Source organism: Paraburkholderia hospita (assembly GCF_002902965.1).
Taxonomy (GTDB): Bacteria; Pseudomonadota; Gammaproteobacteria; order Burkholderiales; family Burkholderiaceae; genus Paraburkholderia; species Paraburkholderia hospita.
On record NZ_CP026106.1, the window covers coordinates 633,193 to 649,365 of the forward strand.

The window sequence follows — 16,173 nt, forward strand, 5'->3', positions numbered from 1 at the left end:
GGACGGCGCGACCAGTTTCGGCAGCGACGCGTGGGTGCTCGAACGAACCAAGGTGCGGTCGCTGATGTCGCATCGGTTTGCGCGACCGGTTTGGGTCACGTGTTGGCGACCCCAGAAGACCCCGAGCCGCAGGCGGTTATGTGAGGTGCATGGGGCAGTGGTCGGCCAGCAGCGGCTGTTAGACAACGTGATCGCGCAGAAAAGTTCCAGGTGCGTCTCTAAGGCTACTTGAGTATTCCGTCGTGGAACTGCCCAAGGCTGACTCTCGCCAGATCAAAGGCCAGATGCGTCACGTAGCCAATTGCGGTTTGTGGCGAGTCGCTCGCATCGATACTGTTGGGTCTGAGCAGAAGGCGTGGACCGCGCTCCGCACCGGCAATCTTTCCGACGGGTGAGTAGACGCCGGTCACACAGAGACCGAGCTGCACGGCACGGAGACAGCCCGTCTCGAGCGCTTCCCTGAGTCCATCCATGCTACTCGCAGGTACATTGAGCGATGCCCACCATAGATCCGGTTCATGCAACTCATCGTCCTGGCGGTTGAATCCGACTCTGGCGGTACCCAAGGGAATATCGGAGAAGGCCGTACCGAGCGATTCTTGCAGGCTGCGAAGCCCATCGTGGTCTGCGCTGCTGATCTCGCGGCTCGCAAAGGTAAGGTGGACCGCGGGGGTGGTGATCCAGGGCTCACCAATGATCGACAACTCGCCGTCGTCCAGAGACACGGTGCCGCAGATGGTGGTTGAAAGGGCAGCATGGGCCGCCCCGGTGACGGGCTCCAGCTGGCGCATGACACGGAGATCCTGCAGATGAAGCCAGATCGATCCCTTCAGTTTGAACGTCGAGATACTCCCATCGTCCCCCAACCATTCAAGCGCATTTTGGCCGGCGGTCCGAATAATGACGCTGCGAGGCCGGTCGGTCTCGCCGGTCGCCAATCCGGCAGATTTCTCGGTTTCGAAGCGTTCGTCACTACGTGGCGACATGTCCGGCAATTGCCGCCCAACGTCTCCAGTTGCCGTCACGTTATCGAGTATGTCCTGACGCATGCGAACGACGGCGCGCTGTCCATCCGACGGACATCTCGTCCCCGGCGCTGTTCGCGCTGTGTCGTGCGATAACGGTGGAATTTCCTGCGGGTTCCGTAGGTCACGAAACGGGCCGGGTGGGTCAATAAAACTGCCCCACGCCGGCATCAGACGAGTCAACAGGTTGCCGTACGGCACGAGCAGCGGCATGAACGCGATTGCCACGAAAACGTTGAACAGCGTATGAAAGTCGGCGACTACCCGCCCGTTGTCCGGCTCGATTACGACCATCATGCGGCCAATCGGCACCAGCGCTGCGAGCACTATAGCGACGCCCACTAACAATATCAGCAGGATTCCAACCGGGACACGCCGCGACGACGGTTCGCCTGGCGCCGCGCGGTCAAGCACTGGCCGGGCGGCCGTACCGAGATTCGCGCCTAGAACAAGGGCGAATGCCGTATCGGGCGGCACGACGTTCTTTGCACAGAGCGACGCTATCAGCAGCACGGCGGCCACGTTCGACTCCGCCGCCCAGCTCAGGCTTGCGGCCAGCATCATGTCGACCACCGGCATCGTGGACGCAGCGCCCAAAACCATCCGAAGGCTGGGAGCATCTTCGTAGTCCGTCATCAGATCGAGCAGCGCATGCAGCCCGAGCAGCATGATCCCAAGCCCGATGAATGCTCGCCCCAGATCATGGGCGCGAGAATTCGACGCCTTCCTGAACATCAGGACGCCAACAAGGATAAGCGCGGGAGAGATAGCGGGCTGATCGACAACCAGCAGTATCTGGACGACCAGGGTCGCACCTATATTCGCGCCGAGTACCGCTGCAAGTGGCGGTGCAAGGTCGGCCGGACGCGCGATAGCGGCACGCTCGGTCATCCATCCCATCACCGTGCTGCTCTGCTGGATAACGGATACGCCCATACCACCCAGAAAAGCATGTCCACGATCGCGCAGCGCACGCACGAGCAACGGCTCGAAGACCGGGTTCAACGCCCGGTATATGCCCGTCTGGAACATCTGCACACCCAGTAGCAGTAGCGCGACGGAGCCGGCGAGATCGATAAGGGTAAAGGTCTGCATTGGCATGGCGACTCGTGCTTCCCGCAATTGTCCTTGCCACTCCTGTCTGACGCGCCGACACCTCAGAAAAGGGCTTGAGGCGGATCAGGGCTGAACAACCGACAACGCACAACCGAACAGAATTTTCCACGAGACTGCGCGCGCAATACGTGCGCCAACGAACAGCGCAATCAGTTGTTTGGGCTAACCGGCGAAATAGACGGGTTAATGGGGTGCCCCGGTCGAAACTACCGTGCTGAGAGCGCGAGCTCTTCGCTGCCAGATGCTCTGAGATCGATCATGGGTTCCGCGAAAAACGAATGGTTGTGCCAGATGGGGCCATGATTCGGACCCGGAACGCCTGAACGGTGAGTAGTGGGGACGTAGAGAACCTCAAAACGTGTCAATCCGTTCCAGAAGACGATGCAGGCGCTGCTGCTGTTTTGGAGCCAGTCCGGTTGTAGAGGAGGCCTGGAGAACCCGGTCACGCCAGTATGTCCGGGAAAATAGTGAGCTTGCACCGTCGGTATCAAGCACGGTTTCCAGGTGGGCGATTGCAGCGTCGATATCACGGAAGGTGTATGGACTGGGATTGCGTGTCTTGCTATTACCTGAAGCCATGACCACGTTTAGGTTGTTATTTAGGTTATATGGATTACTAATTAGATCCGCGTTATCAGAACGGTGAGCCACAAAATAATACGATCGGCCGTTCATGGATTTCCTCAGACGACATCTTCCCCAGCGACGGATTTCGAGGGTACTTCATGGCGGAAATCGATACGTCTGCTGATTGTTGCAATGCAACAGGTTTCTGATTCTAAGGGACCGCGTGTGATTGTCAAATCCTTAGATACATGGCGACCGCGTCGGGAAAGAGAGGACGTCGGTCATCCTTGTGCCATCCCTTCAGGCGCGGGTCGTTTGGGCCGTTAAACAGATTGGGGAATCTGTTGGTATATCGCGACGCCGACCCGTCGCGATTTCTGAGGGTAAGTGATGAAGCAGACTGTGAGCCTGTTCAAGGACCTGCGCATCGGCGCGCGTCTCACGTTTTCATTTCTTACTGGTGTAAGCCAGCAGAACGCTTCGGCACACTTGTCCTGACCACGACGTCTTGACGGCGACTTTCGCAAACGGCTCCGTGCCGACGGTCCATTTCGAGGCGGGTAAATGCAACGACTATGGCGTGTGGCTCGACATTATAGGCAGCACGGGCGACTTCAAAATCTAAGACCCGACCTGAAGATCTCACCACGGCTGGCCGTCCGCCGTAATTCTGATCGGAGTGAGATGATGAGAAGGTGCCGCTGTCTGATCAATTCGTAATGCTAAACGCCTTTTTAGCGGGGCAGGACATTGCGGCGCAGGGAAATCATGCTCCATGGTCCGGTTTAGGAAATTTTTGCACTTTTCAAAAGCGGTGGACGAGCGTCGCGTCGGAAACTGAGCCGCTGGATCAGCGTCGTACACGTCCGGCTTCAGATGCCGTGTGGCGGCCGGGTCGAACTTCCAATCAGGGACGTGCGGTATCGGCCGGTCGTTCGATGCACGCTGCAGACAGAAGCGCTGCTCGGTCGGAGGGGTTCCAGTCCGAAGCACTATGCCTGGTAGCGGCGTAGGTGATTTGATAGGTTGAAAGTCATTCATGTACGGCCGTTCAAAACCAAAGGACAGTTCTGTGCGATTCGGCTCGTCAGGGAGACAGGGATTTGATACGACCACGCGCAATAGCGAAAAACATCTAAAGCTAATTGGGGATCGAGCCGCATATGTTGGGCAGTGGAATTGATGAGCTATTTGAGTACCACATCACGTCGGTACTGACTCATAAAGCAGTCGGCGAAAATCTTGGTAACTTGATTGTCCGCGACATAGCGATGGCGATACCATAATCTGATAAATCTAAGAGAGTCGAGAACGGTCCTGTCCAGCCTATCTGTCTCGACCAACGTCCATTCAACCCATCAGCCCAAAAACTCCAGCGCGCCCGTGCTCAGGTTATACATCGCGCCGACGATCTTGATCGTGCCCTGGCTTTCCATTTCGGCCAGCACGGGACTATCGCGACGTATGTTGCCGATCGTCAGTTCGACGTTCTTGCGCGCCACGGCATTCACGAACGCGTAGTTCGTTGCGGAGCGCTCGCCGTTGTACTCGGTGGCCTGCACGGCGGGTTTGATCTTGTCGAGCAGCGCGGTGAGATTGCCCAGCTCGGCGTTCGCAATGGCGCCCTTGATCGCGCCGCAAGCCGTGTGGCCCATCACGACGACGACCTTCGCGCCCGACAGCTTGCACGCAAACTCGATGCTGCCGAGGATGTCGGTGTTCTCGACGTTGCCCGCAACGCGGCAGTTGAAGATGTCGCCGATACCGAGGTCCATGATGACTTCGGCGGGTGCGCGTGAATCGATGCAGCTCAGCAGCACGGCGGCGGGATATTGCCCCGCTGCGCTCGCGCGTTGCTCGCGCAAATAGTTGCGCGGCTTTCGCTCGCCCTTCTGGAAGCGAGCGTTGCCCTGTTTCATATCGTCGATGATTTCTTGCGGCGACATCCGGTCGCGCTGCGCCCGGGTCAGCGCATCGGCGCGTGCCACGCCGGACAGGAACGTGATCTGGGCAAAGCCTGCAACGGCCGCAGCGCCCGTCAACCGGAGAAATTGCCGGCGGCCCGAGCCTTTGTACTGTCGTGGATATTCATACGTATTGCACATGAACGGGCTCACTGGTTTTTGCAACGTCGTTATGACTCAAGGCACTGCGTTCGATGCGTCACGCATGAGTCGAATATAGGCGATGCCGGATTGCGTTCAAGAGAAATGAAACCACACGACGCTTTCGTTCGCTACGCCTTGCGACCGTAAGTGACTGTACAATATGGTTAATTTTAGATAAAACGTCTATCATGAGAAAAAGTGTGTTGGAGCGGGAGCAGGCGTCGCTTCTCGATCAGGTGAAGCAGATCGCCGACGGTCTGGGGCAGACGTTCGCCCCATTTTGCGAAGTCGTCGTCCACGATCTGCGCGACCCGGGGCATGCGATTCTCGCGATTCACAACAACCTGTCCGGGCGCGCGGTCGGTGACCCGGCAACGGAACTCGGACTCGCGCGGATCGCGGACGAAGACTATCCGCAGTTGCTGACCAACTATCCGAACCAGTTCGGCGACGGCCGCCGGGCGAAGAGCACGTCGGTCGGGATCAAGGATTCATCGGGACGCTATGTCGCCGCGTTGTGTCTGAACGTCGACCTGAATCTGTTTCGCGGCATTCAGAACGTATTGGAGCAGTTCTGCACGGCTTCAGGCGTCGGTGCAAAAGAATCGCTCGATCCAGCGAATGCCGAGGCGATCCGGGAGCGGATCGACCAGTACGCGATGTCGCTGTCCACCACGCCGCAGGCGCTGAAGACGGAGCATCGGCGTGCGTTGATGCAGGAGTTGAAGCAGGCGGGCTTTCTGGAGGTGCGCAAGTCGATGGAAATCATTGCTGCGCACCTGGGCGTATCGCGTGCGACGGTGTACAACGATACGAAGTGACGCGGCCTTGCGGCTTCCGTCCGCTTACCAGCCATAGAATCTCGGCCACGCGGGCACACCGCCGTCGCGTGACAGTGCGTGATACTCCGGGTGTTGAGCACCCGTTGCACATGCGTGGTTGGGCAGAATACGCAACCGCGTGCCGACCGGGAAACGCTGCGCGATCGACGTGTCCGGCTCTCCGACTTGCGAGACGATGCCGTGCTCCTGATTCGCGGCGCTCATCACAAAGCCTTCGACAGGCACGCCGTCTTCGGTGCATACCATCCCGTAACCGAAGTCCTGCTTCTGGCGCTGCGTGCCGCGGTCGCGGCTCATCGCCATCCAGCCCGCGTCGACGATTGTCCAGCCCTTGCTTTCCTGATGACCGATCACCGTGGTCAGCACGCTGAGCGCGATCTCGTCAATGCCGCACACGCCCACGTTGTGCATCACGAGATCGAAGAACACATAGACGCCCGCGCGAACCTCCGTCACGCCTTCGAGATGCCGCGCGGCGAGCGCCGTTGGCGTCGAGCCGATGCTGACCGTGTCGCAAGGCAGGCCGGCTGCGCGCAGCCGTTGGGCCGCATGCACGCAGCCGGCGCGCTCCTGTTCCGCGATTCGCTCCAGCTCTGCTGACGTGCTGTAGTCGTAGCTCGAGCCTGCATGCGCGAGCACGCCGCCCAGCTTCATTTTTCCTTCATGCAGAATGCGCCCGACGTCGAGCAACAGGTCGTCATCCGGCGCGACGCCTGAGCGATGTCCGTCGACGTCGACCTCGATCCACACCTCGAACGTCGCCGCATGCGCGTTCCCGAACGCCACGATGGCTTGCGCCGAATGGACGCTGTCCGTGATGATCTTCAGGCGGCAGCCACGGCGGAGCAGTTGCAGCGCCTGTTCGAGTTTGCTGGGCGCCATTGCCACTGCATAGACGATATCGCCGATGCCTACGGCGAAAAACTGCTCCGCTTCTTTGAGCGTCGAAACGGTGATCCCTTGCGCGCCGGCGGCAAGCTGCGCGCGCACGACATGCTCGCATTTGGTCGTCTTCACATGCGGCCGGAATGTCACACCGTGTGCGTCCATCCGCGTTTGCATGCGCTGGATGTTGCGCGTCATGACATCGACGTCGACGATGGCGGCGGGCGTATTGAGCGAGGCGAGATTCACAGTGCTTTCCTTGTGACGAAGAGTGCGCGGATTCACTGTAGAGTCTTTGGACTATAGTGTGGTTAATGGTCCATCAACGTCTCATTTAATCCAGTTTAATGGTCGATCTCGACGACATGCGCATGTTCAGGGCGCTCGGCACGACGCATTCGCTTGCGGGTGCCGCGCGGCTGCTCGACGTCACGCCACCCGCGCTCACCGTGCGGCTGCAAAAGCTCGAAGAGCGCCTTGGCGTGCATCTCGCGGTGCGCGAGGCGCGCGGCATCTCACTCACTGACGAAGGCACGCGGCTGATGCTCGAAGCAATCGATCTGCTCGAACGACTCGAAACGCTGCCTGAGCGGATCGCAGCGGAACATCAGTCCGTATCGGGGAGCCTGCGCATCGTCGCGCCGCTGGGTTTCGGGCGCGTTCACGTGGCGCCCGTTCTCAGGGACTTTCACCTGATGTATCCGAACGTGAAGGCCAGCCTGACTCTCTCCGATAGCCCGCTCGCCGACAGCGCGGGTGCAGACATCGTGATCCATATCGGCGAAATGAAGGACTCGTCGTGGGTCGCGCACGTCCTTGCGCCGAACGAGCGCTATCTGTGCGCGAGCCCGCGACTGGCGGCCAGTCTCGAGGCGCTGGAGCATCCTCACGAACTCGCGCATCTGCCTTGTCTTTGCCTGCGCGAGAACGACGAGGATGTATCGCGCTGGCGTTTCGAAAGGGCGTCGGGCAGAAACGCGAAACAGGGCAAGGCGGTGACTGTGCGCGTGACAGGGGCGCTATCGTCGAACGATGGCGGCGTGATCGGCGATTGGGCCATGCGCGGACTTGGCATCATGGTGCGATCCGAATGGGACGCGGGCGCGCTGATCGCAAGCGGAAAGCTCAAGCGCCTGTTGCCGCAGTGGCGGTTGGCGCCTGCGCCGATCGTCGCGCTCGTGCCGACGCGAAAGGGCGTGCCTGCCCGAGTGCGGCTTTTCCTCGACGCGGCGCGGGCCGCGATGGATCCGCCTCCGTGGCGCAAATAGCGCGCTGCGTGGCTGTCTTGATGGCGAGAATTTACAAAATGTATTGACATAGACAATATGTCTAATCACAATTCGATCAATCCAGCGGGATAATTGCGCGTCGCTGCAGTTCGCGCGTTCCACGCCCGCGTCGCTCAACACTCGATATCCCGGACAATCATGCTCACTTTGCCCACTTATGACGACGTCGTCGCCGCATCGAAGCGGCTCGAAGGCGTTGCGCACCGCACGCCCGTCCTGACTTCGCGGACCGTCAACGAAATGTTCGGCGCCGAGGTGTTCTTCAAATGCGAAAACCTCCAGCGCATGGGCGCGTTCAAGTTTCGCGGCGCGTTCAACGCACTGTCGAAGTTCGATGAGCAGCAGCGCCGTCAGGGTGTGGTCGCGTTTTCGTCGGGCAATCATGCGCAGGCCGTCGCACTGTCCGCGCGTCTGCTCGGCATGCCCGCTACGATCGTGATGCCGCAGGACGCGCCGCAAATCAAGGTCGAGGCAACCAAAGGCTACGGCGGCAACGTCGTCCTTTACGACCGCTACAAGGAAGACCGCGAGCAGATTGGCCGCGATCTCGCGCAGAAGCACGGCCTGACGCTGATTCCGCCTTACGATCATCCCGATGTGATTGCCGGGCAGGGCACGGCGGCGAAAGAACTGTTCGACGAAGTCGGGCCGCTCGACGCGTTCTTCGTGCCGCTCGGCGGCGGTGGATTGCTGTCGGGCTCGGCGCTGTCGACACGCGCGCTGTCGCCCGATTGCGCGCTTTACGCTGTCGAGCCGGAAGCGGGCAACGATGGGCAGCAATCTTTCCGGTCAGGAAAGATTGTTCACATCGACACGCCGAAGACGATCGCCGACGGCGCGCAAACGCAGCATCTCGGCGAATACACGTTCCCGATCATCCAGCGCGATGTCACCGATGTGCTCACGGCGAGCGACGCGGAACTCGTCGATTGCATGCGTTTCTTTGCGGCCCGGATGAAGATCGTCGTCGAGCCGACTGGTTGTCTGAGCTTCGCCGCCGCGCGCCAGATGAAGGACAAACTCAAGGGCAAGCGGATCGGCGTGTTGATTAGCGGCGGCAATGTCGATGTGCAGAAGTTCGCGGAGCTGGTTTCGGCGAGCTGAAGGAAGCCGGCGCTCTGGCGACGGGGCTAACAGTACACGCCAAGATGCGCTGACATCGACGGCCCGCCGGCGTGAGGCGGAAAAACGCACCAGCCGCCGTCGTGATGACGAAAGAAGAAGATCGCCCGCGCACCGCACGTCGTTGACGCCTCGACGTGCGCGTATCTCGTTCCGTCCCTGCGCCTATGTCCAAACCGCACGACCCGAATCTGCCCTTGTGGTCCGGGGGCGAGCCACTTTTCGACCTGAGAGTGCAGCGATTTGGCGGCGGTGTTCATGATCAACTCCTGTTGCTCGTCCCGGTATTTCGCATCGCTGCTTGAGCACGATGCCGTGGGATGAACTGAAGGGTAGGACCGCCGTTTCATTTATGATAGTTAATGTTTTTTATGTTTATCATAATCTTTTGCGAATATATTCTGCGGCGACGTGGGCGGCTGCGAGGCATGTCAACGTCACGGCAAGAATTTGCGCCAGCTCATAAAATCGTCGCGCGCCCGGCAATGCGGGCGGCACTTTTTGATGAACATAGCTGGCGCGGCATGCGAAATGAAGCTTTCCATGTGGCCGCAGCGGGAAGGAAGTACCCGACATGGAAGAGGTTTTCACATCGAGATCGAGCGCAGTCGCGCGCATCGCGAGCGCGCGTGCGGCGCTGCTGAAGGATTCGGACGCTGCCGCTTTGAGCGGCGGCGATAAGGCAGCACGGCTCGAGCGCCTGGAGCGCTTGCTCTTCGACGTGCGCGCGGGCCGCATCAACGGCTTCACGATGCCGACGGCGAACGGGGAAGTGCGGATTTTTGTGTCGCCGGATTAGCAACAATTATCGAACCAATGAGTCGCAAACCCGCGAACGTCAGACTGCCCGTTGATCACTACACCTACCGCGTCACATGGTCGCCGGAAGACGGCGAACACGTAGGACTGTGCGCGGAGTTTCCATCCCTTTCGTGGCTTGCCCGTTCGCCCGACGCCGCCCTCAAGGGAATGCGCGCAGCTGTCGCGGAAGCCATCGCCGACATGATCGAACAAGGTGAAGCTGTACCTGATCCACTCGCGGAGAAGCGCTATAGCGGCGAGTTCAGAGTACGCATTCCGCCTGAGCAGCATCGCGCGCTGGCGATGCAGGCGGCCGAGCAGGGCGTGAGCCTGAACCGGCTCGTCAGCATGAAGCTCGCAGCCTGAGTTTCACTTTTACCCATCCCCACCAACAAAAACGCCCCGCAAAAAGCGGGGCGTTTCCAGTCCTTCTGCGAGCGTGCAAGCAAAGCGCCCGAAAGCGCTTTGCCCTGCAACACCGCTTAGAACTTGTGACGCATGCCGACGCGGAACGCCAGCTGGTTTTGCGAGCCCGAACCCGACGTGTTGAAGTACGACGTCGACGAACCGATCTGAGCCTGGATCGGTGCGCCCGAAGCCGTCTTGCCCGATGCGTCCTGATAGATCACCAGGCCGTAGACATCGGTGCGCTTCGACAGCGCGTAATCGACGCTTGCGTCCACCTGGTTGAAGTGGCCCGTCGTCGCACCCGTCAGACGCGAGTACGTGTAGCCGAGACCCGTCGTCAGCGCCGGCGTGAATGCATACTTCGCGCCGCCTTCGAAGTTGTTGAACGTCGTCGATGCGCCCGTGATCGGCTCGAAGTGCGTGTTCGTCCACAGCGCGTAGAGCGTTGCCGGTCCGATGATGTAGCGGCCACCCAGGCCGAACGTGCGCAGGTCGCGCACGGTGCCCGTCGTGACGTTGGCGATCGACGTCGAGAATGCCGGCGTCGCCTGGCCCGGGAAGCGGATGTCCGTGTACGCTGCGCCCAAACCGATCGGGCCGTTCGCGTAGTTCACGCCGAAGCTGTAAGCGCGCGACGAGCCTGCGACGGGAGCCGCTGCCGTGCCCGTTGCCGGTGCGCCGCCGAATGCGCCAGCCTGGTTCGAGAAGCCGTACATTGCACCGAACGTCAGGCCAGCGTAGTTCGCGCTGCTGAACTTGACTGCGTTGTTGATACGGCTCGACGTGAGCTGGTCGACGTCGTTGATGTGGTAAGCGTAGTTACCGGCGACCGTCAGGCCACCCGTCGAATAGTTGCTGCCCAGATAATCGGTCGTGAACGCGTATTGACGACCGAACGTCAGCGAGCCGATGCCGTCCTTCGACAGACCCACGAATGCCTGACGGCCAAACAGTGCGCCGCCTTGACCCGACGTGCCGTTGCCGCTGTTGAAGCCGCTTTCGAGCACGAACAGTGCCTTCAGGCCGCCGCCCAGGTCTTCCGTGCCGCGCAGGCCCCAACGGCTGCCTTGCGCCACGCCGTCGTCATACTTGAACAGCTTGTCGCTGCCGCCTGCTGCGTTCTTCGAGTGGTTTGCGTAGCTGATACCTGCATCGATGATGCCGTACAGCGTGACGCTGCTTTGTGCGTGTGCGGTCCCTGCAAATGCCGAGGCGAGTAGAGCGGTGGTAAGTACTTTCTTGTTCAAAACTTTCTCCAGATTGAAAAATGGCAATCGCGAGCCAGACTCTGTGGCAGGTCGCGCGACGGGCGCAAATGTAACGAGGAGAAAGGAAAGGAATATGACAGCAAATCTTTTTGCTAAATATGTAGTACAAATACGACAACATTTGCTTTGCGTACAAAAGGGTCGCGCGCAAATCTGTGCATATGCTTCATATTCGCGGCACCGCTAAGCGAATGACAAGCAGGTTTGTTTAGTGTCCGTCACGAAACAAACGCCGATATGCATCGGGCTGGGGCCAAAAAAATCGCCCGCATAAAGCGGGCGATTTCATTCAATGCGAGGCGGCGTGCGAGCCGCAATCGGCGTCAGGCCGACAGCAACTGCCCTTTCCGGAAGGCCTTCGCGCCCGCAATCCGCACGATCTCCATGCCCGCCTGCGCGAAGCGCGACAGATGGCGCGCATACATCACACCCGCCACCGTCGACTTCAACGTAATGACCTGATCGGTCAGCGGATCGATGATATCGGCGATGGGCTCGCCGGCATCGATCCACTTGCCCACTTCCTGGCGATACACGACGACGCCGCTCACGGGAGTCACGATCGGCTCGGTGCCGGCGAGCGGCGTCGCGGCGAATTCGAGCGGCGGCATCGGCGCGGCTTCGCCGGCAATCATGCCGCGATGCGTCAGATATTCGACGATGCCTTGCGCGTCGTGCTCGGCGAATTCATACGACACGTCGCGCTGGCTGCGCAGTTCGACCGTCACCGAGATCGAGCCATTCGGAATCGGAAAACGGTCGCCGACGCGCGTGCGCAATTCCGACCAGCAGAAGCTGTGAATCTCGTCGAACGGATTGCCGACGGAATCCACCGCAAGCAGCGAAGCCTTCGAATCCAGGTAGCGCGCAAGCGGCTCGACGTCGGGCCACAGGTCCGGGTTCGTATACAGATGCAGCGCCGCTTCCCAGTCGCAATGCAGATCGAGCACGACGTCCGCGTCGTACGACAGCAGTTGCAACCCGAGGCGCTGCGATTCGACTTCGGTGCGCGGCGTTTGCGCGTCGAGTGCTTCGCGCATGGCCTGGCGGATGATCGTGCGGTTCTGGTCGGCGTCCGTCGTCAGACGGCCTTCGATCACCGGCTCGATCAGGTCGAACAGGTTATAGAAATTGCGGTTGAAATTCTGCGCGGTGTTGGTTTCGAAGCGGCCGGCGAGCAGGCCGAGCACATGCTGGTTCAGGCCGATCGGATTCGCGACAGGCACGATCACGACTTCGCCACGCAGTTTGCCAGCGGCTTCGAGCGCTTCGAGCTTGCGGCGCAGCGCCCACGACACCAGCATGCCGGGCAGTTCGTCAGCGTGCAGCGATGACTGGATGTAGACCTTCTGTCCGCCGCTCGGACCGTAGTGGAAGCTCGTCAGGCTGCGAGCGGTGCCGAGGGTCGGGGAAATCAGCGGATGATTGAGGGTTTGCATGATTGGTGTGGCGCCGCCAGCGACGCGCGGGCGCCCTATAGTTGCAGAGATGTGACTTCGGGTTGACTGCTGAAAACGGTGGCGCGCACAACGGCTGCGCCGTGAATCGTTCGATCTTAGCCCATTTGCGCAGCGCGGGCGACGCTGTGCCGCCGCATGGACTCGCCCGCATCGGCGTCAAAACAAAACGGGCTCCAAATGGAGCCCGTCTGCATACCGGCGCGTCGCGCGGGTGAACCGCGCTACGCACTGCCGTGTCGATCAGCCGCCGTACACGTCGAAGGTGAAGTACTTCTTCTCGATCTTCTTGTACGTGCCGTCCTTGATGATCTCGGCGATCGCCTTGTCGACGGCCGCCTTCAGGTCGGTGTCTTCCTTGCGCATGCCGATGCCAGCGCCTTCGCCGAGGATCTTCTTGTCTTCGAGATCCTTGCCGACGAACTGGAAGCCCGCGCCGCGCGGCGTCTTCAGGAAGCCGATTTCAGCCTGCACAGCGTCTTGCAGCGCTGCGTCCAGACGGCCCGAGATCAGGTCGGCATAGACCTGGTCCTGGTTCTGGTACGGCACGACCTTCGCGCCCTTCGGTTCCCAGTAGGTCTTCGCGTACGTTTCCTGGATCGTGCCCTGTTCGACGCCGACCGTCTTGCCCGACAGCGATTCCGCCGTCGGCAGGATGTTCGAGCCCTTCTTGGCGACGAGGCGCGTCGGCGTGTTGAACAGCTTCGACGAGAAGGCGATCTGTTCGGCGCGTTGCGGCGTCATCGACATCGACGACAGCACGCCGTCGAACTTCTTCGCCTTCAGTGCCGGGATCATGCCGTCGAAGTCGTTTTCGACCCACACGCACTTCGCCTTCAGGCGCGTGCAGATTTCATTGCCAAGGTCGATATCGAAGCCGACCAGCTTGCCGTCGGAACCCTTCGATTCGAACGGCGGATAGCTGGCGTCGACGCCGAAGCGGATGGTGGTCCAGTCTTTGGCGTGTGCGCCGATCGATACGGTGGCGAGCAGGGCAACCGTCAAAGCCGCAAGCAGTTTCTTCACTGATGTACTCCCGGGAGTGGTTCAAAGTGTCCCGCATGCGGTTGTGCCGCTGCGCGACGTTGCCCGGCCGTTGTGCCGGGCTTGTCTATATTGGCCGCTGGCTGGGCAGCCAGCAACGCGCGCCAAGCTTAACAAATCAAAATATTTGCGGTGCTAGTGAAACACCGGATGGCACAGGAGTATTGCCTCTAAGTGGCATTTTTATGATATGGGGCAGGAAGGGGGTGGTGAAAGCAAAACGAAGGCAAGCGGGGCGGAGAAACAGGCGTTTGCCGCTCATGCGGCAGTGCGACAAACGCTTTTGGTTCAAGAGCTTAGATCAGCGGCGGACACAATTCGCGGTCAAACGATCCGCTCGCCGCCGCGATATGTCGCGCGCGGCACCGGCAATGCGTCGAGCATCGTGACGCGCACGAAGTCGGCGCGCAGCCCGATCTCGATCGCGCCGCGGTCGTGCAGTCCCGCCGTGCGCGCCGGTTCCGCCGACACGGTGGCCATCGCGCACGGCAAGCTCCAGCCGGCTTTCTCGACGAGTTCGAACGCAGCCGTCAGCAGGCTGGACGGCACGTAATCGGACGACAGAATGTCGAGCAGATTCGCCTTGGCCAGTTCCAGCGCCGACACGTTGCCCGAATGCGATCCGCCGCGCACGATGTTCGGCGCGCCCATGATCGTCGCGATGCCGTGGCGGTGCGCGGCTTCGGCGGCGATGCGCGTGGTCGGGAATTCGGCGAGCACGATGCCTTCCTCGGCGGCCTGCTGCACGTGCTCGACGAGCGTGTCGTCGTGGCTCGCGACGGGCACGCCCAGCGCCTTGCAGCGCTCGACGATCTGGCGGCGGTGCTCGTCGGCGAAACGCTGCTGTTCGTCTTCGAGCTCGACGAGCGTCGCGGCCATGTGCTCGTCCGTCATCTTGCCGTGGCGCTCCTGGAAGCGGCGCCATTGCTCGCGGTCGTGCCACTGGCGCTGGCCCGGCGTGTGATCCATCACCGAAGCGAGACGCAGCAGCGGATGGTCCTTTAGCGTATCGAACAGTTCGACCACATCGGCTGTTGCGATTTCGCAGCGCAGATGCAGGAAGTGCTCGGCGCGCAGCAGCTTGCGCTCGGAGAAGCGCTGCAGCGCTTCGGCGCAGCGTGTTTGCGTGTCGGCGCGGCGCAAGCCGACGTTCGAGCGCGAGCCGATCGCGAGCGCGTCGAACACGGTCGTGATGCCGGCTGCGGCAACCTGCGCGTCGTGAATCACGAACGCGGCATCCGTATTCCATTCGACGCCCGGCCGCGGCAACAGATGCTTCTCCAGATTGTCCGTGTGCAACTCGATGAGGCCCGGCAGCAGATAGTCGCCTTCCCAGTCCTGCGCGCCGGCCGTCGCCGTCGTGCCGCGCGCGACGTCGCGAATCACGCCGTCCTCGACGCGCACGACGCCTGTGAATACTTCGTCCCGCGTGACGACGCGGGCGTTCTTGATCAGCATGTCGATGCTCCGTATCGGATCGATATCAGTGTAATGCCGTTGCGTGACGCAGCGGTGGCGTCAATTCCAGCCTGCGTGTGGCGACTTTCGCGCGTGTGTCTTCATCGTGGAAGATGCCGACGATCGCCGCGCCGCGCTCACGCGCCTCGACGATCAGATCCGCGACGATGTCGCGGTTCTCTGCATCGAGCGAGGCGGTCGGCTCATCCAGCAGCAACACGGGATGCCCGGCGATCAAACCGCGCGCGATGTTCACGCGCTGCTGCTCGCCGCCCGAAAACGTCGCGGGCGCGAGCGGCCACAAGCGCTCGGGCACGTTGAGCCGCGCGAGCAACGCGGCGGCGCGCGCATGCGCTTCGTCCGCGTCGACGCCGCGCGAGACGAGCGGCTCGGCGACGAGATCGAGCGTGCTCACGCGCGGAATCACGCGCAGAAACTGGCTCACGTAGCCGACCACGCCGCGCCGCAAATGCAGCACGTCGCGCGGTTCGGCGCCCGTAATCGGCAGATGTTTGGCTTGCTGTGCTTCGTCGCGAAGCGCGATCGTGCCCGTGCTCGCCAGATAGTTGCCGTACAGGCAGCGCAAGAACGTGCTCTTGCCCGCGCCCGACGGACCGACCAGCACGACGCACTCGCCGCGTTCGACGTCGAGCGATACGCCCGCGAGCGCGTCGATCTGCACGCCGCCCTGGCCGTGCAGCGTGAAGGTCTTGCCGATACCGACCGCGCGCAGCATCAGCGCGTCGTTGTCGATGAACGATGTTTCGATTGACGTTGTCATCG

The 16,173-nt window shown here is 61.1% G+C and carries 14 protein-coding genes; 5 read left to right on the forward strand and 9 right to left on the reverse strand.

The features are described 5' to 3' along the window. Nucleotides 1-224 precede the first annotated feature (224 nt). The 3 genes from C2L64_RS21295 to C2L64_RS21305 form a co-directional block, all read right to left on the reverse strand. Complete coding sequence (locus C2L64_RS21295; RefSeq protein WP_039901376.1) at nt 225-2,126, reverse strand: Na/Pi cotransporter family protein; 1,902 nt, start codon at nt 2,124-2,126, stop codon at nt 225-227. Nucleotides 2,127-2,492: 366 nt separating this feature from the next. Next, the gene (locus C2L64_RS21300) at nt 2,493-2,816 is read right to left on the reverse strand and encodes a hypothetical protein (RefSeq protein WP_318268112.1); all 324 of its coding nucleotides are present in this window, start codon (nt 2,814-2,816) and stop codon (nt 2,493-2,495) included. A 1,250-nt stretch (nt 2,817-4,066) separates the two neighbouring features. Next, the gene (locus tag C2L64_RS21305) at nt 4,067-4,813 is read right to left on the reverse strand and encodes a carbonic anhydrase family protein (protein WP_007587816.1); all 747 of its coding nucleotides are present in this window, start codon (nt 4,811-4,813) and stop codon (nt 4,067-4,069) included. Between the two features lie 191 nt (nt 4,814-5,004). On the opposite strand from C2L64_RS21305, the gene C2L64_RS21310 reads away from it, so the two are divergent. Beyond that, on the forward strand, nt 5,005-5,637 hold the full coding sequence (locus C2L64_RS21310; RefSeq protein WP_007734476.1) for a helix-turn-helix transcriptional regulator: 633 nt from the start codon (nt 5,005-5,007) through the stop codon (nt 5,635-5,637). Nucleotides 5,638-5,661: 24 nt separating this feature from the next. Here the strand turns inward: C2L64_RS21310 and C2L64_RS21315 are convergent, their stop codons facing one another. Then, complete coding sequence (locus C2L64_RS21315; protein WP_086909802.1) at nt 5,662-6,792, reverse strand: DSD1 family PLP-dependent enzyme; 1,131 nt, start codon at nt 6,790-6,792, stop codon at nt 5,662-5,664. Nucleotides 6,793-6,890: 98 nt separating this feature from the next. Here C2L64_RS21315 and C2L64_RS21320 point away from each other — a divergent pair, with 98 nt between their 5' ends. The 4 genes from C2L64_RS21320 (at nt 6,891) to C2L64_RS21340 (ending at nt 10,121) form a co-directional block, all read left to right on the forward strand. Continuing rightward, nucleotides 6,891-7,811 carry a LysR family transcriptional regulator gene (locus tag C2L64_RS21320; RefSeq protein ID WP_007587822.1) on the forward strand — a complete coding sequence of 307 codons (921 nt, stop codon included), beginning with the start codon at nt 6,891-6,893 and terminating at the stop codon, nt 7,809-7,811. Nucleotides 7,812-7,970: 159 nt separating this feature from the next. Then, a complete protein-coding gene (locus tag C2L64_RS21325; RefSeq protein ID WP_007587823.1) occupies nt 7,971-8,936 on the forward strand; it encodes a threo-3-hydroxy-L-aspartate ammonia-lyase in 966 nt (321 codons plus the stop codon). Between the two features lie 592 nt (nt 8,937-9,528). Further along, a complete protein-coding gene (locus tag C2L64_RS21335; protein WP_007587825.1) occupies nt 9,529-9,753 on the forward strand; it encodes a hypothetical protein in 225 nt (74 codons plus the stop codon). 17 nt (nt 9,754-9,770) lie between these two features. Next, nucleotides 9,771-10,121, forward strand: coding sequence for a type II toxin-antitoxin system HicB family antitoxin (locus C2L64_RS21340; RefSeq protein WP_007587827.1), 351 nt, complete (start codon nt 9,771-9,773; stop codon nt 10,119-10,121). 116 nt (nt 10,122-10,237) lie between these two features. Here the strand turns inward: C2L64_RS21340 and C2L64_RS21345 are convergent, their stop codons facing one another. The 5 genes from C2L64_RS21345 to phnL form a co-directional block, all read right to left on the reverse strand. Continuing rightward, the gene (locus tag C2L64_RS21345; RefSeq protein WP_007587829.1) at nt 10,238-11,410 is read right to left on the reverse strand and encodes a porin; all 1,173 of its coding nucleotides are present in this window, start codon (nt 11,408-11,410) and stop codon (nt 10,238-10,240) included. A 344-nt stretch (nt 11,411-11,754) separates the two neighbouring features. Then, nucleotides 11,755-12,870 (reverse strand): succinylglutamate desuccinylase/aspartoacylase domain-containing protein, encoded by a 1,116-nt coding sequence (locus C2L64_RS21350; RefSeq protein ID WP_007587831.1) that lies wholly within the window; start codon nt 12,868-12,870, stop codon nt 11,755-11,757. A gap of 261 nt (nt 12,871-13,131) precedes the next feature. Continuing rightward, a complete protein-coding gene (locus tag C2L64_RS21355) occupies nt 13,132-13,914 on the reverse strand; it encodes an ABC transporter substrate-binding protein (protein WP_007587832.1) in 783 nt (260 codons plus the stop codon). A 342-nt stretch (nt 13,915-14,256) separates the two neighbouring features. Beyond that, nucleotides 14,257-15,390 (reverse strand): alpha-D-ribose 1-methylphosphonate 5-triphosphate diphosphatase, encoded by a 1,134-nt coding sequence (locus C2L64_RS21360; RefSeq protein ID WP_007587833.1) that lies wholly within the window; start codon nt 15,388-15,390, stop codon nt 14,257-14,259. Nucleotides 15,391-15,415: 25 nt separating this feature from the next. Beyond that, complete coding sequence (gene phnL, locus C2L64_RS21365; protein WP_007587834.1) at nt 15,416-16,171, reverse strand: phosphonate C-P lyase system protein PhnL; 756 nt, start codon at nt 16,169-16,171, stop codon at nt 15,416-15,418. Nucleotides 16,172-16,173: the final 2 nt, after the last annotated feature.

Coding starts and splice junctions, on each gene's coding strand:
- C2L64_RS21335 (WP_007587825.1), top strand. CDS start 9,529: ATGGAAGAGGTTTTCACATCGAGATCGAGCGCAGTCGCGCGCATCGCG.
- C2L64_RS21360 (WP_007587833.1), bottom strand. CDS start 15,390: ATGCTGATCAAGAACGCCCGCGTCGTCACGCGGGACGAAGTATTCACA.
- C2L64_RS21300 (WP_318268112.1), bottom strand. CDS start 2,816: ATGAACGGCCGATCGTATTATTTTGTGGCTCACCGTTCTGATAACGCG.
- C2L64_RS21295 (WP_039901376.1), bottom strand. CDS start 2,126: ATGCCAATGCAGACCTTTACCCTTATCGATCTCGCCGGCTCCGTCGCG.
- C2L64_RS21310 (WP_007734476.1), top strand. CDS start 5,005: ATGAGAAAAAGTGTGTTGGAGCGGGAGCAGGCGTCGCTTCTCGATCAG.
- C2L64_RS21325 (WP_007587823.1), top strand. CDS start 7,971: ATGCTCACTTTGCCCACTTATGACGACGTCGTCGCCGCATCGAAGCGG.
- C2L64_RS21320 (WP_007587822.1), top strand. CDS start 6,891: ATGGTCGATCTCGACGACATGCGCATGTTCAGGGCGCTCGGCACGACG.
- C2L64_RS21340 (WP_007587827.1), top strand. CDS start 9,771: ATGAGTCGCAAACCCGCGAACGTCAGACTGCCCGTTGATCACTACACC.
- C2L64_RS21350 (WP_007587831.1), bottom strand. CDS start 12,870: ATGCAAACCCTCAATCATCCGCTGATTTCCCCGACCCTCGGCACCGCT.
- phnL (WP_007587834.1), bottom strand. CDS start 16,171: ATGACAACGTCAATCGAAACATCGTTCATCGACAACGACGCGCTGATG.
- C2L64_RS21305 (WP_007587816.1), bottom strand. CDS start 4,813: ATGTGCAATACGTATGAATATCCACGACAGTACAAAGGCTCGGGCCGC.